Source organism: Haloarcula sp. CGMCC 1.2071, from assembly GCF_037078445.1.
Classification (GTDB): Archaea; Halobacteriota; Halobacteria; order Halobacteriales; family Haloarculaceae; genus Haloarcula; species Haloarcula amylolytica.
The window spans coordinates 47,749-69,013 of the sequence record NZ_JAYMGY010000001.1; the positions used below are offsets into that span (position 1 = coordinate 47,749).

The window sequence follows — 21,265 nt, forward strand, 5'->3', positions numbered from 1 at the left end:
CGCCGCTGACTGTGACACGAGGCGTCTCTTCGACGGAAAGCCGTACGATTGTTCCGGTCGTCGCACCGCTTACGACGGTAATTACGACGGCACGACGGTAATCGTGCTGCCGCGGTCGATAGCTCGCTCCAGTTCCTCGGCGATGCCCGACCCGCGCGAGACCTGAATCTCGCCGCTGCGGGAGACGGTCGCGGTGAAGAGGTACTCGCCGTCGGCCTGGAGTTCGACCGTGTCGCCGGCGTGGCCGTCCAGCGGGACGATGACGTGCCGTGAGGTGACCTCGGGCTGGACGATTTCGCCCTCCTTGCCGCCGGACTCGGTCTGGGGGCCGCCGGAGGGACCTGACGGCCGTTCCTCGAAGGTCCGCACGTCGATGTCGATGCCGAGGCGGTTCTCCACGTCGGAGATGCGGCCGCCGCCCTTGCCGATGACCTGCGAGATGTCGTCGTCCTCGACCCAGACGACGGCGGTGTTAGGCCCGCGCAGTTCGACCTCGACGTGGCCGCGGGCGATAGAGCGAATCTCGCGCTCGACCTCCTGCTTGGCGAGGCGGTCGACGCCGGAGTCCTGCTCGTCCTCGTCGTCGCCCAGCGGGACCGTGACGACCTGGTTGTTGAAGGTGTAGATTTCGAACTCCGGCCGGCCGGTCTCGAAGTCCTTGACCATGATGACCGGTCGCGCGAGGTCTTCCTCCATGAGTCCCTGCGGGACCTTGACCTCCGTCGTCACGTCGTAGACCGTGTCGACCTCCCCGGCCTCGATGTAGACGACGGTGTCGACGATCTGGGGGATGAGTCCCAGTTCGACGCGGCCGATGAGCCGCTGGAGCGCGTCGATGGCGCGGGTCGCATGGACGACGCCGACCATGCCAACGCCGGCCAGTCGCATATCAGCGAACACTTCGAAGTCATCGGTCTTGCGCACCTCGTCGTAGATGGTGTAGTCCGGCCGGACCATCAGCAGCGAGTCGGCCGTTTTCTCCATCGAGCCGCCGAGTTCGGTGTACTGCGTGATGTTCGGGCCGACCTGAAGGTCCCGCGGCTTCTCCATCGTCTTGACTGCGTAGTCGGCGTCGACGAGGAACTCCCCGACCGCCTGTGCGAACGTGGACTTCCCGGCCCCGGGCGAGCCGGAGATGAGGACGCCGCGCTGGTGTTCGGTGAAGCGATCCCGGAGCTGGTCCGCGTACTCGTAATCGTCCAGCTCGGTCTTGACGATGGGCCGGACCGCCGTGATTTCCAGTGCGTCGGAAAAGGGCGGCCGCGCGATGGCGATCCGGAAGTCCCGGAACTGTGTGATGGTCATCCCGGGTTCGTCGAGTTCGAGGAAGCCGTCCGGCGAGGCGCGCGCGCTCTCCTCGATGTCGGCGGCGTACTCCCGTAGCTCACTTTCGGTTGCAGGGTCGTCGCGGATCGGCGTGTACTGCATGTCGCCGATAGAGCCTTTCTTGGCGTAGGGCTGGACGCCGACCTTGAGGTGGACGCTCATCGTCCCCTCGTCGAAGAAGTTCTCGATCTGCAGGCGGTCGACCGTCCGCTTGACCGGCTCGACGAACTCCACTGCGAGCCCTTTCGCGCGGGCCACCTGGGCCTGCACGTCGTCGCTGGTCACGAGCGTGGCACCGCGGTCACCGGCGATGTCCCGGATGAGCGCGTCAATCTGCCCCTCGCCGGCCTCTCGTTTCTCGATAGCGTCTGGCCGCCGGCCGACGTACTCCACGTCGATGGTGCCTTCCTCGGCCAGGTCGACGAGCGTCTGGAGCTCTTCGAGCCCCTCCCAGCCCGTCTCTCGGCCGTCGTTCGCCTGTGCTTCGAGTTCGCCGACGACGGCTTCGGGAACGACGACCGTCGCGCCGGCAAAGCCCATGCCGTCGACGTCGGTGTCGGGGTCGGCATCGGCCTTCACTTGGTCGGACACGCGGCCGTCGATGACCACGCTCGTGTCCGGTACGATTTCCATATCGGCAGTTGGAGACTGCCGTTGATAAGGGTGTGGAGTCCGTACGCTGTCTCTGTGCACCACAACTGGGAAAACGGGACAGACGCTGTAGCGCAGCCGACCTAGACGGCCTTTTGCAACCGCGTTCGGACACTCCGGTCGGCTGCGGCGAGCGCCGCCTGTCCGAACTCCCGAGCGCTACGTTCGCGAACTAGGAGCGTCCGGGTCAGCTCTCGGAGGCCGCGCCGCTCACCGCTGAGTTCGACTGTTTCGGCGTTCGTCGCAACGAGGTCGACGCGCTGGTTGCCCCGCAGTGCCCGCCGCAGTTCGCTGACTTCCTCGGCTGTGGCCGCTTCGACCGCTATTTCAGAACGCATCACCTCAATATACGTATTTGGTATGTATTTGGGCACTACCGAACTGTTTAGGGCTGTCCCGTAGTTCTCTGTTCGGCGAGACACAGCCCCCCGAGCCCGTCGCGGATTTTTTGCTGCCCGCGCTCCCGAGCCACGGTATGGAGACGCTGCCGTCGCTGACTCGCGACCTCGTTTCGATCCCCAGTCACGACGACGAAGCGGCTGCCGGAGAGCACATCACAGCGTGGCTCCGGGACCACACCGACGCACAGGTCACCCGCGACGACCACGGGAACGTCATCGCCCGCAAGGGCCAGGGCGATACGTCGCTCGCCCTCGTCGGCCACCACGACGTGGTCCCGCCGGACGGGTCGCAGGTTGACGCCGGCGGCGAGTACGTCGTCGAGGAACACGACAGCCGCCTCTACGGCCGTGGTGCGGCAGACATGAAGGGATGTGTCGCCGCGGCGATGCTGGCCTTCCGGGATGCCGACCCCGCCGGGGAACTCGTTTTCGCCTCCTTCGCTGGCGAGGAACAGGGCGGCGTCGGCTGTCAGGCTGCCATCGAGGACGGCTTCGCCCCCGACTACGCTGTCGTCGGCGAGGGGTCGACCGGCTACTCCGCACCCGGAACGACGGACGTGGCCGTCGCCCACAAGGGCCGGCGGGGGTCGACTATCGTCGCCGAGGGTGCCGCGGCCCACGCCAGCGAACCCGAGGCCGGCGCGAACGCCATCTACCGTGCGACTGACGCCGTCGACGTGGTCCGGGACCTCGACTTCCCGTCGACAACCGTGCTCGGTCACGAGATGAGCGGGAGTGTCGCCGTCACCGAAATCGACGGCGGCTCGGCCTGGAACGTCATCCCCGAGCGCTGTGCGGTCACGGTCGACGAGCGGACGGTCCCCGGCGAGCGCGCGCCGCTTGACAGGGTCGAGGCCATCGACGGCGTCTCCTGGCGCGTCGACCAGGACCTCCCGCCGATGGCCTGTGGCGACGCCGACTTCGCCAACGCGGCACTGGACGCCGCTACCGCCGCGCAGGACGCTACACCCGAACACGTCGTCAAACCGCACGCGACCGACGCCGGCTGGCTCGCCCAGGCCGGGACCGAGTGTGTAATCGTCGGCGCGGCCGAACCCGGCGAGGCCCACACTGGTGATGAGAGCGTGTCGCTGGCTGTGTTGGAACGGTGTCAGGACATCTACGAGCGTGTTGCCGAGTCGTGGCCACAGTCCCGGCTGTGAGTGTGTGGCCGCGTGTCGTATTCGTCTTCTCACCAAATTCAGTGCGCCTGAAATCCCATCCGGTCGCTGTTTAGCCCGCCGACATGGCGGGGCTTTCTGGCTGTTTGAAGACAGTGCTCCAATCCAACAGATTTCGTTGAACCGTCATGCCAACCACCACACTCCTTACCGGCGGCATCGGTTCTTTAGGGACCCCGGCCTAACGCCGCTGTATGGCAACAGCGAGCGAGGACAGCGAGTCCACGTACGAGCAGTTCCTGGATCACGTCCGCCGCCTCCACTACATCGAGGACGCCGGGGGCGTCCTCAACTGGGACCAGCAGGTGATGATGCCCGACGCCGGCACGCCGGCCCGGGCGAAACAGACCTCCGCCATTTCGACGCTCCATCACGATCTGCTTACCGACGACGCCCTGGCCGACTGGCTGGACGAACTCGACGACGCCGACCTCGACCCCGATCAGGAGGCCGTCGTTCGGGAGGTCCGGCGGGACCACGAGCGAGCCACGAAGGTCCCCGCAGATCTGGTCGAACGCCTCTCCGAAGCGTCTTCGAACGCCCTACCGGTCTGGAAGGAGGCCAAGGCCGAGGACGACTTCGACGCCTTCGCCGACACGCTCGAAGAACTGGTCGAACTCCGCCGGGAGTACGCCGCCGCCATCGACCCCGACCGCGACCCCTACGAGGTGCTGTTCGAGGAGTACGAGCCGTATCTCGGCATCGACACTGCCGAGGAAGTACTCACGAACCTCCGTGACGCGCTCGTTCCGCTCATCGACGACATCGCCGACAGCGACGTGACGCTTGCCGACCCATTCGAGGGCACCTACGACGACGACACCCAGCACGACCTCGTCGAGACGGCGCTTGACACGCTTGGCTACGACTGGGACCGCGGCCGCCTCGACACTGCACCCCACCCGTTCTCGATGGGGACGCAGTTCGACGCCCGCGTCACCACTCGCTTCACCCCCGAGGACCCGCTTGACGCGCTCGGCTCGACCATCCACGAGTTCGGCCACGCGACGTACACGCTCGGCCTGCCACAGGAAGCGTACGGCACGCCGCTGGGCGACAATCGCGACCTCTCCGTTCACGAGTCACAGTCCCGCTTCTGGGAGAACCACGTCGGCCGCTCGCGTTCGTTCTGGGACTTCTTCACCGAGACGGCCAACGACCATCTCGGGACCGACGCCACCGCCCAGCAGTTCTACGAAGCGTTCAACGAGGTGTACGACGACAACCTCATCCGGGTCGAGGCGGACGAGCTAACGTATCACATGCACATCATCGTCCGCTTCGAAATCGAACGGGACCTCATCCGCGGGGACCTCGACGTCGAAGACGTACCGGCGGTCTGGAACGACAAGATGGAAGAGTATCTCGGTATCCGCCCCGACACCGACGCCGAGGGCTGCCTGCAGGACATCCACTGGACCAACGGGGCCTTCGGGTACTTCCCGACCTACACGCTTGGGTCGGTGCTGGCCGCGCAACTGGACCACCACGCTCGGCAGGACATCGACGGCTTCGACGACCACGTCCGCGCCGGCGAGTTCGGCCCCATCCACGACTGGCTCACCGAGAACGTCCACCAGCACGGCGCACGCTATCGGACTGACGACCTCGTCGAAGAAGCGACGGGTGAGTCCTTCACTGCCGAACACTTCCTCGACTACGCCGACGAGAAGTACCGTGCGCTGTACGACTGCTGACACGACGGTCGACGGACTCCGTTCCAGATATCGACTCTGATATTATCGGGCAACTCGTTTTATATTCCCCTCCCATTGTGACGACTACTATGGCTGAGAGACCGACGGAAAATGTACCGAACCAAACAGGGACGGGGATCGACACAGACATCCAGGACGACGTCGCGGAGAATATCGACACGGAGGCCGGCTACAGCCACACTGCAGCGAGCGAGGTCCAGACGATGCTGGCCGAGCTGGAGGACTCGTCGGTCGGAATCGCGGAGGAAACTGCCGAGATCCGCGAACAGGCCGCCGAGCAGTACGAGGGACTGACAGACATCGCAAACGAGGTGTCGAACCTCTCGGCGTCGGTCGAGCAGATCGCCTCGTCGTCCGAGGAGGTGTCCGCGGCCTCCCGCGAAGCGAAGGAACTCGCCGAACGCGGGCAGGGGAACGCTGACGACGTCCACGAGGCGATGGAGAACATCCAGCAGGCGGCCGACAGCGTCGCCGAGGACGTCAAGACGATTCAGGAGAGCGTCGAGGAGATCGACGAGATCGTCGACGTCATCAACGACATCGCCGACCAGACCAACATGTTGGCGCTGAACGCGTCTATCGAGGCCGCCCGCGCCGGCGAGGCAGGTGAAGGGTTCGCCGTCGTCGCAAACGAGGTCAAGAGCCTCGCCGAGGAGTCACAGGAGCAGGCGACGACCATCGAGCAGATGATCGACGGTATTCAGGACGATACCGAGAACGCCGTCGAGAGCCTCGAAGAGAGCAACGACGAGATAGACGAGGGTATCGACACCGTCGAGGAATCGACCGAAATCCTCGAGGAGATTGACGACACCGTCCGGGAGGTCAACAACGGTATCGAGGAGGTCGCCACCGCCACAGACCAGCAGGCCGCCTCGACCGAGGAAGTGGCCAGCATGATCGACCAGTCCACGGACGCAGCCGAGGATATCGCCGACGGTACGGCCGACATCGCCGAGGAATCCGATGAGCAAACCGACCTTCTCAGCGATATCAATCAGGCGATAGACGACCTCGTTGCGGACCTCGAGCGAAACAACTGAGCGGCCGGCTGTTCTGGCTGTGCGTCTCGGCGCTCCGTCCCGAACTGCATCCACGACGAACCCGGCGTTTATTTCTCCGGGCTGCCAAGCCTCGCTATGCGACCGGATCTGGACCCAGAACAGCTTGACCGGTACTCCCGGCATATCATCATGAACGACGTGGGGCCGGAGGGCCAGGCCGCGCTGCTCGACACTGACGTGTTGGTCGTCGGGGCCGGTGGCCTCGGCGCACCGGTCCTCCAGTACCTCGCGGCTGCGGGTATCGGCCGGCTCGGAATCGTCGACGACGATACCGTCGAGCGGTCGAACCTCCAGCGGCAGGTCATCCACGGCGACGACGACGTTGGCCGGCCGAAGGTCGACAGCGCTGCCGAGTTCGTCACCGGCCTCAATCCCGACGTGACCGTCGACCGCCACGAACTGCGACTGGCGCGGGAGAACGCGACCGACCTGGTGGCCGACTACGACATCGTCGTCGACGCCTCCGACAACTTCGCCACGCGGTTCCTCGTCAACGACGCCTGCACGCTCTCGGGCACGCCCTTTTCACACGGCGCTATCTTCCAGTTCGAGGGACAGGTGACGACGTTCTCGGGCGACAGCCCGTGTTACCGCTGTCTGTTCCCCGAAGCGCCGCCGGAGGGAACTGTCCCTGATTGCGCGACTGCGGGCGTTTTAGGCGTGCTACCGGGTACCATCGGATGCATGCAGGCGACCGAAGTCGTCAAGCTCGCGATGGACTACGGCGAGACGCTGGACGGCCGACTCATCGCCTACGACGCCGCCGAGATGTCCTTCGAGGAAATCCCCGTCGCCGCCAACCCCGACTGCCCGGTGTGTGGCGACGACCCGGCCATCGCGAGCGTCGCCGACGCCAGCTACGAGGGTCGCTGTTCGCTCGCCGAGGACTGACCGGCTCGCTTTGTACTGGCCGGCTCGCTCTGTACTTGCGCCAGTTTTCACGGCTGATACTGCGGAACCGAGTTTTATGCGCTGATAGCCGCGAGTAACGGTAGCCACTCACATGTCCCACCCTGACCACGCGTCTCACCCCCTCTCGGTTCGTCTCCAGATGCCCAGCTACGTCGAACTGGTGTTCTCGCTGGTGCTCGTCTGGGGCTTTGGCGACGCGCTGTCGACGCTGTTTGCCGCCCGGTTTGCCGGGCCGGGACTGGAAGCTAACCCCTGGATACGGACCCTCCTTATCCACGAACCGCTGCTCGTAATCGCTTTGAAGATGGCTGTGGTTCTCTACGTCGGCGTCGTCCTGCTTGAGTGTCGTGACGTGGTCGAGCGGGTCCCGCTGTGGCGGGCCTGGCTCCTGTCCGTCGTCGCCCTCGGCGCGGCCGTCGTGGTCGGCAACACCTACGTTGGCCTGGCCGCGGCCGCCGCTTAGGCCCGGACGGTCCCGAGTTTGACGGCAGCATCTTTCGGCGGCGTTTCGAACAGGTCCGGGTGACACAGCGCCGCCAGGAACTCAAGCGTGTCCACGAGGCGCGGCCCCGACCGATTCACGTAGTGGTGGCCGTCCATCACGTACGCCCGGCCGTCCCGGACCGCGGTCAGGTCGTCGAACCCGGGCCGCTCAGTCAGGTCGGCGAGGTTCTCGCGGGTCTGTGCCACGTCGAAGCCACAGGGCGCGGCCACCAGCACCTCGGGGTCGTAGTCGACGACCTCCTCCCACTCGCGGGGCCGGGAGTGAGCGCCCGCCTCTTCCATGCCGTAGGTGCCGCCGGCTTTCCGGACCATCTCGGGCACCCAGTGCCCGCCGACCATCACCGGGTCGAGCCAGTCGAGCACCGCTACGCGGGGCGTCGTCTCGGCTCGCGCCGCCGTGGTTTCGACCGCCGCGACGCGGTCCCGGAGGTCCGCGACGAGGTCTGCGGCGCGGTCGTCGCGCCCGACCGCCGCACCGACTCGGTGGATGGACTCGAACAGGTCGTCGAGACTGTGGACGTCCAGCGTCAGCACGTCGGCGTCCAGTCCCAGTTCCTCGACGGCCTCGGCGACGATGACGTGATCGACGGCACACACGTCACAGACGCCCTGGGTGACGATGAGGTCGGGGTCCAGTTCTGCCAGCGTCTCGCGGTCGATAGCGTAGACGCCGCCGCTCTCCTCGGCAGCCGCGACTTGCTCGTTGATCTCGCCGCTCGACGCCGTCGGGTCGACGCGCGAGCGATTGACCGACGGCTTCTCGCGGGCCGCCGGCGGATGGTCGCACTCGTGTGAGACACCGACCGGCTCGACGCCGAGCGCGTAGACGATTTCCGTCGCCGAGGGCAGCAGCGTGACGACTCGCATACCCTGACCTTAGCCCGCGCGGACAAAAACCTGCGTCCGCCACACCGTCCGCACGGTTCGTTACGCTTACCCTCTGTCGCCGAGGAGATGCGGGTATGGAAGTCAAGTCGCGACACCACCTCCGTTCGGACGAGGTCGACACCATCACGACGGCGCTGTCGGACAACCTCGGTGTCGAACTCGACGCGGACAGCTTCGAGAAGGTCGAGTTCGACGACAGCGACTGGGACGTCGTCCTCGTCGATGGCGACCCGCTCGTGCTTTATCTGGATCGCGAGGGACCCCGTCCCTCGGATGGAGGCGGCGAAGCCGCCGAGAAAGAACCGTTCCTCACAGTACAAGGTGCCAATCAGCATCCGCCACAGAAACACGTCGTCACCGTCGACGCCGGGGCCGTCTCCTTTGTCTCGGACGGCGCTGACATCATGCGGCCGGGCATCACCGAGGCCGACGACGACATCAGCGAGGGCGACCTGGTCGTCATCAACGAGGAGTCCCACGGGAAGTTCCTCGCCGTCGGCCGCGCACAGACCAGCGGAGACGACATGGTCGGCGACAGCGGGAAAGTCGTCAAGTCGCTCCACCACGTCGGCGACGACCTGTTCGAGTTCTCGGTGTAGCGCAGTCCACCGATATCGCACTCCAGTCACACCAGCGGCCGAAGCCCGGACCGGTCGAGGGTACGGTCTATGCCGATTCTGACCACCGCTTCGACCACGCCAGCGCCCACGGCCACCCCGAGCAGCAGGGGCCAGACGGTGAGATACGACGACAGCGGGTGGAGATGCGTCCCGTACAGCCACTGAGACACAGTGTTGCCGAGCAGCCAGAGTGTCATGAGCACCGGCGTGACGAGTGAGAGGCGGCTACAGAGATACAGCGGGACAGCGGCTACGAGGACCATCCCAACGGCGGCGTAGCCGGCCCCGAACGCGAATGTCGTCGGGTCCTGCGACGCGAAGTGGACGCCGTTCGCAAACAGCCACGACAGCACAGCGACGGCATAAAGGACACCACCGACTGCCGTGACGGTGAGGGGAGTTTTCCTGATGGAGGGCGGGCGCATCGTTTCCGGTGTTTGTTCCGCCACTGAATAACGTCTTGTGCAGTACACGCTGTTCCTGATCGTCACCACGGCTGATCAGGGTGTGCTGTGGCGATACGTTCGATGGACGAAAAGTTGAAACGGGTAGCGCACGCCGTGAGTGACATGGGACTGATGAGCAAGATCCTCGGGGAGTCTGGATCCTCTCGGAACACCGAGGATTACGTCGAACTGGACGCGAACGAATTCGAGATGACCGGGACGGAACTCGAACGCCAGGTCCGGATCGCCCGTATCAGCGACAAGCAGGACGTCATCGACATCAAAGACGCCGTCTACGACGGTGACGTGGTCGTCGCGGACATCACGCGCCACTCCACGCAGGACCGCACGATGGAACACATCAGCGACGAACTCAAGCAGGTCGCCAACGAGGTCGGCGGCGACATCGTCCAGAAGGACGACGACCAGCTCATCATCACGCCGGCTGGCGTCGGCATCTCCCGGGAACGCCTCGGTCAGTAGGATTGTGACAGCCCGGCCGACGGGACCTCGCCGTTCGGTCGATCTTGTCAGCTTGTATCAGTCTAACTGCCGGTTTTCGGGGGCTTCAATGCGTTTTTCGGTGTCGCCACGCTAAGGGCGGCAATGACTGAACCGGCGATACGCGCCAGTGGATTACAGAAGCGTTACGGCGACGTCCAGGCGCTCGACGACCTAGAATTGACAGTAGAGCAAGGCGAGTTCTTCGGGCTGCTCGGGCCGAACGGGGCCGGCAAGACAACGTTCATCAACACGCTGGTCGGCCTCGTCCACAAGGACCAGGGGACCGCCGAAGTGTTCGGCTTCGACGTGGAAGAGGACTACCGGGAGGCCCGCGACCGCATCGGCGTCGCGCCACAGGAGTTCAACGTCGACCGTTTCTTCCCCATCATCGAGGTGCTGGAACACAAGGCCGGCTACCACGGAATCGGTCGGGCCGAGGCCCAAGAGCGCGCCGAAGACGCGCTGAAGACGGTCGGTATCTGGGACAAGCGCGACACGCGCTTCGACTGGCTCTCCGGCGGGATGAAACGCCGGTTCGTCCTTGCGCGTGCGCTGGTTTCCGATCCGGATCTGCTCATCCTCGACGAGCCGACGGCCGGGGTCGACGTCCAGCTCCGCCACGACCTCTGGGAGATTATCAACCGAATGAACGACGCCGGGACAACGATTCTGCTGACGACGCACTACATCGAGGAGGCCGAACGCCTCTGTGACCGGGTCGCGATCATGGACGACGGACAGAAGGTCGAGGTGGCGACTCCCGACGACCTGATGGCCCGTGGCACCGACACTATCGTCCTCGAACTCGCCGAGATGCCGCGGACGGCCCCGCGACTCGACGTGGAGGGGATCACCGACGTCGAACTGACCGACGAAGGGCTGGCCGTCACCGCGATGGGCGGGAGCCAGACCGCGCCAGCGATAATGCGCGAACTCGAAGCACAGGGCCACACCGTCACCTCGCTGGAGATCCGCCGCGCGTCGCTCGAAGAGGTGTTTGTCGACATGACCCGCGACGACCGCGAGTACGCGGAGGTGTCCGCATGAACGCGAACGCGACCCAGTTCCTGACGCTGGTCCGCCGGGAGATACTCCGGTTCGTCCGCCGGCCGTACAACACGTTCCTCCCGCCGATTATCACGAACGCGCTGTATTTCTCCGTGTTCGGCGTGATTCTGGGGAGCCGGATTGGGGAAATTGCGGGCGTGAGCTACCTCCAGTTCGTCCTGCCCGGACTGGTCGTACTCGGGGCCATCTCGGACAGTTTCGAGAACGCCTCCTTCACTATCTTCCACGGGCGCTGGAACGACTACATCCAGGCGGTCCTCACCTCCCCGATGTCGAACCGGAGCATGGTGGCCGCCTATGTCTCGGCCAGCGCACTCCGGGGGGTCGTCACGTCGCTGCTGATCGTCGGCGTGGGACTGGTGTTCACCTCCGTCCCTGTCGCCAACCCCGTGTATCTCGTTTCGTTCCTGCTGGTGATTACCACGCTGTTCGGCGGCCTCGGCGTCATCGGTGGCCTCTGGGCGAGCGACTTCGACTACCTCACGGTGATGAACCAGTTCATCCTCCGGCCGCTGGTCTTTTTCGGCGCGGTGTTCTACTCGCTCGAAGTCCTGCCGGCGTTCTGGCGGAACGTCTCGCTGCTCAATCCCATGGTGTACATGGTCAACGGCGTTCGCTACGGCATGATCGGCGTCACCGAAATCGACCCGAACACGTCGCTGGCCGTCCTGACCGGGACGACCGTGGTCGTGCTGTCAATCGACTACGTGCTGTTCAAGCGCGGTTACGGGCTCGCCGAGTAGCGCCGTTCTGACTCTCGAATCTTTCCGATCAACGGCTGCATTTTGTCGTCGATATCGCGCCGATAAAACGGGAATGCCGGCTCGGTAACTGGCCTGGCCGCGCTCGAATGCCGGATTGGGTCCGCTCCGGCGGGCGGACAAACTATGACAGGCTGCCCCGGAGCTGGCTCCGTGGCAACACGAGGGGTGTCTCGTGCCCCGGATACTTGTGCGCGCCTCCGGGTGAGGCGTATGTGAACCTATGCCACAAGCGTATTTAGATGTGACGCCCGTCTGACGCTGCGTGATACTGGCGGTACTCAGTGTCGATATCGAAGAACTCCCGGATGGCTACGCGGGCCGTGTCGAACCGATACGCAGTACCAGCCTGCCGGTACTCACGGACTGCGTGCGCCCGACGCCCGTCGTTAGACGTTGTCCGGGGCGTCGGCGTCGTCCTCGACCGAGCGCTTCAGTGAGTCGCGTCGTGCCTTCGCGTCGCGGTCGGTCGCCTCCTCCAGGAAATCGTTCTTGATAGCGACGGCGTCCTCGGCCGCGTCAACGTTGCCCTCGGCGATGACGTCCTCTGCCGGTCGCTCGTCGATGTGGAGTGCGATCTTGTCTTTCTTCGAGCCGTACTCGACGCGGCCCGCGACGACCCGGTCGAACACGGGGTTGTCGGGGTCGTCGACGACCAGCAGGTCGTTGCCTTCGTACTCTTCTGTATCCGTTACTTCGCCGAAGTATTCCTCGACGAACGCTTCCATGTCTGGGACGCGGTCTTCGAGATGCTCGCCCCGTCGCATCTTGTACTCTCGCATGGGCGAGTTTTTGCGAGGGGCTGTCTTACCCTTTGCGTTCACTCCTCGTCCCGGGTGATAAGTGACCCCTTGTGACACTCCGGACAGAAGTCCCCAGCGCGCAACGACGTCGATTCCACCTCGGTGGTGAATCCACACTCCGGACAGGCGAACTCGCCTTCCGGAACCGTCACGGCGCTGTCGCTGGTCGGTTCGACGCTCGAATCGTCGTCCGTTCCGGTATCGACCGGCATCGTCTCCGGCGACCAGCCGTCCCCGTCGTCCCCCGGTTCATCGGGCCACTCACCGGGCTGGCGGTCGTCGCCGGCCGACTCCGATTCCTCTTCCTCGCCGAGAATGAGCCCGTCGTCTTTCTCCGGGTCGGTCTCGTCCTCGGTCACCGGTTCCTCGCCTTCGGCGTCCGGGACGTCGACCGTCGTCGTCGGCTCGTCCAGTTCCACGTCGCCGCTTTCCTCCTCGCCATCGTCACTGTCGTCGATAATCTCAGCGTCGTCAGCCGACGGATCGACCGGTTCCCCGGCGTCTACGCTTTCGTCGCCGATTCCTGCATCGTCCGGTGCTTCGACCGGGTCGTCGACGCTATCCCAGCCACCCGAGCGCTCCGATTCCTCGTCTGTGGGTTCGGCCACGCTGTCAGCAGGTTCGTCTTCCGGCGGTGACTCGGATTCGGACGTTTCGGATTCGGACTCGTCTTCGACGAGATCGCTGGCGATGTCCGACGGCGTCTCGATTGCCGTGACCTCCTTGTTCTCCGAGACGATCCGCGTATTTCCACACCGCTCACAGGTCTCCCGTTCCTGGATGGTGATGACGACTTCGCTACCCTGCTCTTCGCGCTCGCGCTCGACGGTGGTCTCACCGTACTTGTGCCCGAGGACGGAACATTTGAGACCCATTGCCAGAACTTCCCACCGTGGCGTACTTAAACCCTGCCCGTTAGCTCGACCATTCGTGACAGAGCGCTACCTGTTTCACGACGCAGCTATATTAATTTCAACCTGAATTGTGAAATTTTATAACCGATACCGGCCCTACGCTACGCCAATGCAGCGGACGACGACACTCGTGGTGTCGGTCCTCGCCCTCTCGGCGCTTCTCGGCGGGACAGCGGTGGCGGCCGAGAACCAGCCACCGCTTGCCGACGCCGGACTGGACCAGTCCGTCGAGCGAGAGACGACGGTCCAGTTGGACGCCAACGGCTCGCGCGACCCCGACGGCACAATTGAGAGGGTCGAGTGGTCCATCGAAACGCCGGACGGCACGACGCGCACGCCTGACTGCCAGACCTGCGTTCAGACGACGTTCTCGCCGGCCGAGACCGGCCAGTACAACGTCACTGTCACGGTTACTGATGACGACGGAGCGTCGCGCTCGGACACGCTCCATGTCGATGTGGTGGCCGCCGGTGGGCCGTCAGTCTCGATGTCGGCCCCGCCCGCGGTTCCCGTTGGCCTCCAGCGGAATCTAACTGCAAACGCGACCGCCGGTGATGCCGACCTCCGAACGCTCGCCTGGGTCGTCAACGGCACCGCCCAAAACCAGACGCGACTCGCCGGTGAGAACGGGACCGCGACCATTACGCACACATTCAACCAGTCCGGCTCCGTGTCCGTCCGTGCGGTCGCCTACGATGCCGCTGGACGGCGTGGCGTCGCCAATCGAACGGTTCAGGTCGCCGACTCGTCCGGCAACGGTGGCGGCGGCAGTAATTGCCCGGGTGGTAGCGGAAGCTACTACGTCGACGGGCAGAACAAGGGCTGTACTTCGGCCGCGATGACTATCGGCGACACCATCGTCGACACTGACGGCCGGGACGGCCTGTGGGTGTACGTGGATAATGAACTCACCAAGATCATCGATGAAGAGAACATGAACAAGTACTCCGAGGACGGTTATGGAGGCACGTTCAGTAAGGAGACTGTCGATGAACGAAAAGACGATATAAAGGAACAGGAAGAGAATCAGGACGGTTTCATTGATGTTGATAATGGCGGCAGTTACAATGACGACGATTCCAGCGATGAGAGTCGTAGTACTCGTCCAGCATCCAGCGTGCCAAATAACCTGATGAACCCAGATAGCGGAGACGATGACGACGATGAGGACGGTGGCGACGATGACAACGGTGGATATGACTGGTCATACGATGACGATGACGGCAGTAGTAGTGACGATGATGATAGCAACGGTAACGATGATGATAGTGGTGGCAGTGATAACGATGATCAGGGAGGTCTCCTTGACGGCATAATCGGTGGCGGTGATGACGATGATGAGGACAGCGGTGGTGATGACGACGGTGACACCGGGAGTTGGTTCGGAGGCGGTAGCGACGATGACGATGACAGTGGCGGCGACGGTAGCGGAGGGTGGAGTTTTTGGTAACAGATTTCAGATCTGACTTCGGAATTAAAACTTATAGATGACAATAAATAAATTCTAAATATGATTTATGTAAAGAATAGTACACAAGAGGTAGTCGCCTGCCTGTTAGCGACGGTTGCAGGCACTCTCTTACCCACAGTCACCACTCCGCTTATGATGTGGACGGACGCCCATTGGTATGCAAATAAGGAATCACCGATGCCCGGAATCCAGTCCGGAGAGGGGTACGTTAGCATCTTGACTGCGTTCGCCTACGTGGCTGTCTTCACCGTCCTTGTCCGCGGAATCACATTTTTGAGCGCCGGTGGCGAGACTGTACATGATTCACCATCTGCGGGAGTGGACGGCGACGGATCAGCAACTGGCACGTTACCAGAACCAACGCCAAACCTGACTGCAACTCTGAATCTCCCACCTACTGAAAAAGAAAACAAGGAAACAGACCTCAACAATGAGACCCAAAACGATGAGTGAGACTAGAACTATCGTTAGCTCTGTCGCCATTGCTCTCTTAATTATCTCTGCCGGCTGCTCTGCGTTCGCGGGAGGCAGCGGGCCAGCCGAAGAGACAGTTTCGCCGACGGAGACGCCAGAACCCACGCCAGAGAGTATTGAGACCCAAACACCTGAGCCAACGGAAACCGAGAGTACGCCAGTAGCTACCAAAGGAACTGAAACGGAAACCGAATCTACTACTGAAGGCGATCTCAGCAAGGCAGAGAAGTTTGAGGAATTCGATGAGAACATGCAGTATCTATACGATGCAGATGAGGAGAACCGTTCTGTCGAGATGGAGGCCTTCCCTGACAATGACTCATACCACATAACGGTTGAAATGCGTGACACCACAAACTTCACTAAGACCCGAAATGACCGGCTAAACCCGCTCTGGAAGTATTATGCCATTGTAGAAGACTATAACAATAATGATGACCACCTTCCAGACCGGGACCACACGTACATTCCTGATACGGTCAATGTAACGTTTGTTACGGAAGACGGCGGGGTGTTTGAAACCACTCACATCAAATACATTTGGGCGTACAAGTACTATACCGACGAATGGTCGCTCCAAGTCTTCATGGCAAAGTATGGCTCTACCACTGAGGAGGGACCAGCCTATCACGAGAATGGGCGGTAGCGAATCACTCGGTTCAGAATCACAAGTCACAGCGAGCTTGTCGCTGACGACCGCTTCGATCAGGGGTCTACCTTACCGGTTCAGAAGTTTATAACACGTCGGATCAGGTTCCCAGATTAGATTCACGAGGGACAAAGATTAGACCCAGCCGGTTTTAGAGGGACATATGAGAGCGAAGCCGGAGTATCGCGACCGGGACGACACAGAGGTTGCGGTGCTCGATGCGCTCGCGGACCGCCGCGATGAGGGGATGACCGTCTTCGAGCTTCGGTCGCGGACGGAAGAGAATATCGACCGTATCGAGGACGCGCTCGCGGCTCTCAAGGCGGACGGCCTCATCGAGGTCGAGGACAACGGGGAGCGAACCGTCATTCTCCCGGGCGAGGGCGTGGTGGGGGAATCACAGCCGGACGAAGACGAATCGATTCTCGATCAGATCCGCAAGCGACTCCCGTTGTAGCTGCTGTCTCGCGGCGGTGTCACACCGCGTCCGACGGCGCGGCCGCGCAGTTGTTCGGGCCGAGTTCGAGTTCGAACGCGGTGTCGTCGTCGGCCGTCTCCGTTCCGAGATTGATGGCGATAATCCGCTCGAAGTTGGCGGGGCGCGGCGGGATGTCGTCACAGACGTACTCGACGAACGACTCGCGGTCCATCGCGAACCCCGGGAGCCGGTCGCGGAGAGTGCCCAGGGTAGCCGTGAACGTACCGTCGTCAGCCGGTGTCGTCGGTCCGCTGTAGTGGCCCGGGGCGACGAGCGTCTCATCGGGTAGCGCCGCGAGTCGGTCGGTCAGCGTGCGATGGAGGTCGCGGGCAAGGTCGCGAGCGCCATCGGCCCCGGCTTCGAGGTCCGGGCGGGCGACGCTGTCGAGAAAGACGCTGTCGCCGGCCAGCAGCACGTCACCGACGGTGAAGCCAGTCATGCCAGTTGTGTGGCCAGGCAGGGGGCGAGGCTCCAGTGTGGCCGACCCGACCGGTAGCGTTTCGTCGTCGGCCAGTGCAGTCACGTCGTCGACACCGCGGGCGACCGCCCGTTCGGAAAGGATCGGTTCGGCATCGGTTTCCTCGGCGAGGCGGCGAACGCCGCTGACGTGGTCGGCGTGGACGTGCGTGTCGATAGCGTGGGTGAGTGAGGCGTCGTGGTCGGCGGCGTCGGCGACGTACCGGTCGGTGAACGCTCGGAGTGGGTCGACGACAGCGGCCGAGCCGTCGCTGACGACCATGTAGCCGAGACAGCCGGACGACGGCCGGCGGTACTGGAGGACGGTTGCGGCGTCGCAGGGAATCTCGCGGGCCTCGTAGAGCCGTGCCCACCCCTCCATGCCGTCGCTGAGGTTCTGCGCCTCCACGCCGTGTTCAGTCAGCAGTCCGGCGACGAAGGCGCTGGCCTCGCCGCGGCCACAGACGACCGTTATCGGGCCGGTGCCGGCCACGTCGCCGACGACGTCGTCTACTTCGCCGGTCACCTTCGCCTGGAGGAACTTCGTAAAGGGGAGCTGTGTCGCCGTCACCGACGCGCCGCGAATCCGCCACTGCTCGTACTCGTCGCGGTTGCGAACGTCGAGCAACCGGAGCGACTTGCCGGCGTCCAGTTTCGCCTGCAACGCCGCTGCCGATAGTGACGGCGGGTCCGTCGGCGGGTCAGGGTAGTCCTCGGCCATACCGACTGTAGCGCTGCCCGGCGGATAAATCGGGCGGGAATTTCAAGCCCCTGCCGCGCCCAGCGGACGTATGGACGCTGGAGCCACTATCGACGCCGTCCGTGACCAGACCGAGACAGAGCGAGACAGGCTGGGCTCGGACAAGGTGCTTATCGCAGCGACAGATGCGACGCTGGAGACGGAGGCGGTGCTCACAGCAGCGGCGACCCGCGAGTCAGGACTCGCAGATATCCTCGACCGGTGGGCTGCCGAGACTGATAGCGACGTGGCGACGCAGTTCGAGGCAGCCGCCGAGGCCGCGGCCGAGCGGGCGGACCGTATCGACGCAGACGCTGGGAACTCCGATGGGTTCATTGATCACCTCGAAACCGTCAGTGGGACTGCGCGGCGCGTCGGGGCCGACCTCGTCGCCGCGCCGCTGGTCGCCGACCGGTTCTACCTGCAGGTGGTGAGCTTCTTCATCAACGAGGCGGCCGAACAGCGGGCCGATACGTTCCGCGAGGTTCGACAGGAAGCGGCAGCGCTCGATGACGGGGAGGCCGCTCTCGGAAACCTCCCGGAATCCGAGCGCGAGACGGCAGCGGCGGCTGCGACCGAAGCCATCGACGCGGCGTACGCCGACTACGCGGAAACGCTGGAGGCGATGGGACTGGACCCGAAGCCCATCTGCTAGTCGAGTCGGTAGGTCGCCACGCGGTTGGCGGCATAGAGGAACCCGGCGACAGCGCCAGCGACGGCGATCCCGACGCTCGCCACCAGTCCCCCGCTGAGGAGCCACGTCACACCGAATGGTATCGCGAACAGGCCGCGAACGGCGAGCAGGTACGCCAGGCTTCCTGGCACGACGGCCACGCCGAGGACGAGGAAGTACAGCCCGAACGCCCAGCCGCTCGGGACCACCACTTCCCGGCCCTGTACTGACGACGACTCGAACTTCGGAAACACGACGCCGGTTCCGACGGCGATGGCCGGCGCGGCGAGGGTTGCCACGAGTGCGAGTGTGAGTCCGGCGGCGAGCGTGACTGGCGGTGTCCCGGCCGCGACGCCGAGGCCGACGACCAATAGCGTCGTCACCACGACGCCGGGGAGTGCGCCCGCGAGGACGAGTCCGGTGACGAAGGCCCGGCCGGAGACGTTGGCGGTCAGTGTCAGCGGCAGCACGCCCTCCTCGCCGCCGAGCGGGTTGAGCGAGAACGCGGCCCCGAACGCCGCCGCGCTGGCGAGGCCGGCGCTGAGCGGGAGCGTCGGCGGCACTACCCGTTCCAGAATGACAATCTGGAGGTGATACACCAGAAAGAAGAACGGCATGACTGCGAACTGGACGGTGACGGGGGCTCGCTTGGCTCGGAGCCACGACTTCTGTGCGACTACACGGGTCGCGGTTGGGACCCGCCCCGCCAGCAGGCGGTCTGAAAGCGTTCGTTCGTCGGCGTCGAACTCGTGGTCGGGCTGGACCGGATCGGCATACCAGGCCCGCCCGGCCAGCCACAGACACGCAACCGCGCCGACCGGGAGCGCGCCGAAAATCCCCGCTGTGGCGACGGCGGCAGTGACCGGATTGCCGCCGGTTCCCAGTACGAGCAGGACGACATCGGCGGGCCACGAGAGCGGGGACTGGGTCGCCAGCTGGAGCACGCGAAGCTGTACTGTCGGGACGGCCGTCATTGCGACCCAGCCAAGCGGCAGGACGAGCGAGACGGCGGCTCCGACGCTCGCACGGTGACTGGCGACGAAGGCCGAGCGGTTCGCCACCAGTTTCGTCACCAGCCCCAGGCCGAAGCCGAGAACCGTCCCCAGCAAGGCGACCGCGACCGACCCGACGAGGGCCACGGCTGCGACGAGCACCCCGGCATCACCGGCCGCGAGCCCGCCCACCAGCGCCAGAATCGGGATGGCGAGCGCGAGCGACACGCGACCAGCCTCAGCGGCCAACAGCCCGGCCGCCGCGTCCTCGTAGGGGACCGTCGTCAGCAGGCCGTCAGCGGCGTCGGGCTCGCCGGCCGACTTCACCGTATGCTGAAGCGTGAAGAAGCCGACGAGGCCGAGCAGTCCGACGATACCCGCCGTCGTCGCAAGCCTGACGGTGTGGGGGTCGCTGTCGGCGAGGAAGCCGCCGAGAAAGAACGCCCCTGCGCCGATAGCGAGACTGTATATGAGGATGCCCAACCCGCCGCCGAGCAGTAGGAGCGTCCCGCGCGTCGTTCCCATGAGCTTGCGCCAGGTGCGCCGCAGCTCCGTCCGCGCTATCAGCCGCGTCCGCCGTCCGTCCGGCCGTCTCATCGCTCTCCCGGGCGCTCGCTGGTTACGTCGAGGAACACGTCTTCGAGCGTGCTTCCGGACTCGACGCTGCCGGTCAGGTCGTCGGGAGCCCCTTCCGCGACGAGGTCGCCGTCGTACAGAACGCCGACGGTGTCGGCCAGCTCCTCGACGACGGGCAGGATATGCGTCGAGAGAAAGACCGTCGTGTCAGCGGCCGCGACTTCGCTGATGGTGTCACGCACTGTCCGGGCGGCCCGCGGGTCCAGCCCTGAGGTGGGTTCGTCCAGAAAGAGAACCTCCGGCTCGTGCAACAGCGCCTGGACGAGGCCGAGCTTCTGTTTCATTCCCTTCGAGTACGTCTCGACGCGCCGGTCGGCGTCCCCGTCGAGGTCGAACCGGTCGAGCAGCGATTCCACACGGTCCCAGTCCTCGTGGCCGCGCAGGCCGGCGACGTACTCCAGTTGCTCCCGGCCGGTGAGTTCGTCGTACAGCGGCGGTTCCTCGGGGAGGAAGCCGATGTGTTCGACCACCGCGGCGCGGTCGGCGACCGACTCGCCCGCGACTCGGGCGGTGCCGCTTGTCGGGTTCGTCAACGTCGTCAGGATGCGAATCGTCGAGGTCTTGCCCGCGCCGTTGGGACCGAGGAAGCCGAAGACCGTCCCGCGCGGGACTGTGAAGTCAAGGTCCGCTATCGCCGAGACCCCACTGTAGCGCTTCGTCAACCCCTCGGTGACGATTGCGGGTGCTGGAGGGCACATACGGGCAGTGCCGCACCGATTGTGAAAAGGTCTTGCTGTTGCTATGCGCGACTCTCTGGGATGGTTGTTTGGTGCTGCTACGGCTTTGTGGTGGTATTTGAACAGCCAGAAAGCCCCCGCGCTATCGGCTCCTGCGCCTCGCTGCGCGCGCTTCGCGTGCTTGCGTCGTCGGAGTTCGCCGATAGCACGGCCCCTTTCAGTCCCACCCAGCCGGGGCTTTCTGGCTCCCGACGGCCGT

At 64.3% G+C, this 21,265-nt stretch carries 23 protein-coding genes; 14 read left to right on the forward strand and 9 right to left on the reverse strand.

The features are described 5' to 3' along the window. Nucleotides 1–81 precede the first annotated feature (81 nt). Together VI234_RS00270 and VI234_RS00275 are read right to left on the reverse strand one after the other, a co-directional pair. Nucleotides 82–1,959 carry a PINc/VapC family ATPase gene (locus VI234_RS00270; protein WP_336328937.1) on the reverse strand — a complete coding sequence of 626 codons (1,878 nt, stop codon included), beginning with the start codon at nucleotides 1,957–1,959 and terminating at the stop codon, nucleotides 82–84. Nucleotides 1,960–2,060: 101 nt separating this feature from the next. Then, nucleotides 2,061–2,315, reverse strand: coding sequence for a hypothetical protein (locus VI234_RS00275; protein WP_008307988.1), 255 nt, complete (start codon nucleotides 2,313–2,315; stop codon nucleotides 2,061–2,063). Between the two features lie 137 nt (nucleotides 2,316–2,452). On the opposite strand from VI234_RS00275, the gene VI234_RS00280 reads away from it, so the two are divergent. The 5 genes from VI234_RS00280 (at nucleotide 2,453) to VI234_RS00300 (ending at nucleotide 7,716) form a co-directional block, all read left to right on the forward strand. Next, entirely contained in the window at nucleotides 2,453–3,541 is a 1,089-nt protein-coding gene (locus VI234_RS00280; protein ID WP_336328938.1) for a M20 family metallopeptidase, read from the forward strand. A gap of 212 nt (nucleotides 3,542–3,753) precedes the next feature. After that, entirely contained in the window at nucleotides 3,754–5,256 is a 1,503-nt protein-coding gene (locus tag VI234_RS00285; RefSeq protein ID WP_336328939.1) for a carboxypeptidase M32, read from the forward strand. 89 nt (nucleotides 5,257–5,345) lie between these two features. Continuing rightward, nucleotides 5,346–6,320, forward strand: coding sequence for a methyl-accepting chemotaxis protein (locus VI234_RS00290; RefSeq protein WP_336328940.1), 975 nt, complete (start codon nucleotides 5,346–5,348; stop codon nucleotides 6,318–6,320). A 96-nt stretch (nucleotides 6,321–6,416) separates the two neighbouring features. Next, nucleotides 6,417–7,232, forward strand: a complete 816-nt coding sequence (ubaA, locus tag VI234_RS00295) for an SAMP-activating enzyme E1 (RefSeq protein WP_336328941.1) — start codon at nucleotides 6,417–6,419, stop codon at nucleotides 7,230–7,232. Between the two features lie 112 nt (nucleotides 7,233–7,344). Next, the gene (locus tag VI234_RS00300; RefSeq protein ID WP_336328942.1) at nucleotides 7,345–7,716 is read left to right on the forward strand and encodes a DUF5658 family protein; all 372 of its coding nucleotides are present in this window, start codon (nucleotides 7,345–7,347) and stop codon (nucleotides 7,714–7,716) included. Here the strand turns inward: VI234_RS00300 and VI234_RS00305 are convergent. Further along, nucleotides 7,713–8,624: a cobalamin-binding protein gene (locus VI234_RS00305; protein ID WP_336328943.1), complete on the reverse strand. Its 912-nt coding sequence runs from the start codon at nucleotides 8,622–8,624 to the stop codon at nucleotides 7,713–7,715. The two genes, VI234_RS00300 and VI234_RS00305, sit on opposite strands and share 4 nt — an antisense overlap. 95 nt (nucleotides 8,625–8,719) lie before the next feature. On the opposite strand from VI234_RS00305, the gene VI234_RS00310 reads away from it, so the two are divergent. Beyond that, on the forward strand, nucleotides 8,720–9,244 hold the full coding sequence (locus tag VI234_RS00310; protein ID WP_008308000.1) for an RNA-binding protein: 525 nt from the start codon (nucleotides 8,720–8,722) through the stop codon (nucleotides 9,242–9,244). Between the two features lie 26 nt (nucleotides 9,245–9,270). On the opposite strand, the gene VI234_RS00315 is transcribed toward VI234_RS00310, so the two are convergent. Then, nucleotides 9,271–9,690, reverse strand: coding sequence for a hypothetical protein (locus tag VI234_RS00315; protein ID WP_008308003.1), 420 nt, complete (start codon nucleotides 9,688–9,690; stop codon nucleotides 9,271–9,273). A gap of 144 nt (nucleotides 9,691–9,834) precedes the next feature. On the opposite strand from VI234_RS00315, the gene VI234_RS00320 reads away from it, so the two are divergent. The 3 genes from VI234_RS00320 to VI234_RS00330 all read left to right on the forward strand — a co-directional run bounded on the left by VI234_RS00320 (nucleotide 9,835) and on the right by VI234_RS00330 (nucleotide 12,026). Further along, on the forward strand, nucleotides 9,835–10,194 hold the full coding sequence (locus VI234_RS00320; protein ID WP_008308005.1) for a cell division protein SepF: 360 nt from the start codon (nucleotides 9,835–9,837) through the stop codon (nucleotides 10,192–10,194). 123 nt (nucleotides 10,195–10,317) lie between these two features. Then, entirely contained in the window at nucleotides 10,318–11,262 is a 945-nt protein-coding gene (locus VI234_RS00325) for an ABC transporter ATP-binding protein (RefSeq protein ID WP_008308007.1), read from the forward strand. Next, nucleotides 11,259–12,026 carry an ABC transporter permease gene (locus VI234_RS00330; protein WP_008308008.1) on the forward strand — a complete coding sequence of 256 codons (768 nt, stop codon included), beginning with the start codon at nucleotides 11,259–11,261 and terminating at the stop codon, nucleotides 12,024–12,026. Before VI234_RS00325 ends, VI234_RS00330 begins: the two co-directional genes overlap by 4 nt. Before the next feature lie 407 nt (nucleotides 12,027–12,433). Here VI234_RS00330 and VI234_RS00335 read toward each other — a convergent pair whose 3' ends face one another. Both VI234_RS00335 and VI234_RS00340 read right to left on the reverse strand, forming a co-directional pair. Next, nucleotides 12,434–12,826 carry a DUF5611 family protein gene (locus VI234_RS00335; protein WP_008308010.1) on the reverse strand — a complete coding sequence of 131 codons (393 nt, stop codon included), beginning with the start codon at nucleotides 12,824–12,826 and terminating at the stop codon, nucleotides 12,434–12,436. Nucleotides 12,827–12,864: 38 nt separating this feature from the next. Next, a complete protein-coding gene (locus VI234_RS00340; RefSeq protein ID WP_008308011.1) occupies nucleotides 12,865–13,722 on the reverse strand; it encodes a DUF7093 family protein in 858 nt (285 codons plus the stop codon). Between the two features lie 148 nt (nucleotides 13,723–13,870). On the opposite strand from VI234_RS00340, the gene VI234_RS00345 reads away from it, so the two are divergent. The 4 genes from VI234_RS00345 (at nucleotide 13,871) to VI234_RS00360 (ending at nucleotide 16,812) form a co-directional block, all read left to right on the forward strand. Next, nucleotides 13,871–15,211, forward strand: coding sequence for a PKD domain-containing protein (locus tag VI234_RS00345; protein WP_336328944.1), 1,341 nt, complete (start codon nucleotides 13,871–13,873; stop codon nucleotides 15,209–15,211). A 60-nt stretch (nucleotides 15,212–15,271) separates the two neighbouring features. Continuing rightward, nucleotides 15,272–15,685, forward strand: coding sequence for a hypothetical protein (locus tag VI234_RS00350; protein WP_049942807.1), 414 nt, complete (start codon nucleotides 15,272–15,274; stop codon nucleotides 15,683–15,685). Next, on the forward strand, nucleotides 15,678–16,352 hold the full coding sequence (locus tag VI234_RS00355; RefSeq protein WP_336328945.1) for a hypothetical protein: 675 nt from the start codon (nucleotides 15,678–15,680) through the stop codon (nucleotides 16,350–16,352). The genes VI234_RS00350 and VI234_RS00355 overlap by 8 nt, the downstream gene beginning before the upstream one ends. A 166-nt stretch (nucleotides 16,353–16,518) precedes the next feature. Then, a complete protein-coding gene (locus VI234_RS00360) occupies nucleotides 16,519–16,812 on the forward strand; it encodes a DUF6432 family protein (RefSeq protein ID WP_008308015.1) in 294 nt (97 codons plus the stop codon). Between the two features lie 19 nt (nucleotides 16,813–16,831). On the opposite strand, the gene VI234_RS00365 is transcribed toward VI234_RS00360, so the two are convergent. Beyond that, nucleotides 16,832–18,010, reverse strand: a complete 1,179-nt coding sequence (locus tag VI234_RS00365; protein WP_336328946.1) for an MBL fold metallo-hydrolase — start codon at nucleotides 18,008–18,010, stop codon at nucleotides 16,832–16,834. Between the two features lie 70 nt (nucleotides 18,011–18,080). On the opposite strand from VI234_RS00365, the gene VI234_RS00370 reads away from it, so the two are divergent. Then, a complete protein-coding gene (locus tag VI234_RS00370; protein WP_336328947.1) occupies nucleotides 18,081–18,683 on the forward strand; it encodes a transcription antitermination protein in 603 nt (200 codons plus the stop codon). Here the strand turns inward: VI234_RS00370 and VI234_RS00375 are convergent. Beyond that, a complete protein-coding gene (locus tag VI234_RS00375; RefSeq protein WP_336328948.1) occupies nucleotides 18,680–20,290 on the reverse strand; it encodes a hypothetical protein in 1,611 nt (536 codons plus the stop codon). The genes VI234_RS00370 and VI234_RS00375 overlap by 4 nt on opposite strands. After that, nucleotides 20,287–21,027: an ABC transporter ATP-binding protein gene (locus tag VI234_RS00380; protein ID WP_336328949.1), complete on the reverse strand. Its 741-nt coding sequence runs from the start codon at nucleotides 21,025–21,027 to the stop codon at nucleotides 20,287–20,289. Before VI234_RS00380 ends, VI234_RS00375 begins: the two co-directional genes overlap by 4 nt. Nucleotides 21,028–21,265: the final 238 nt, after the last annotated feature.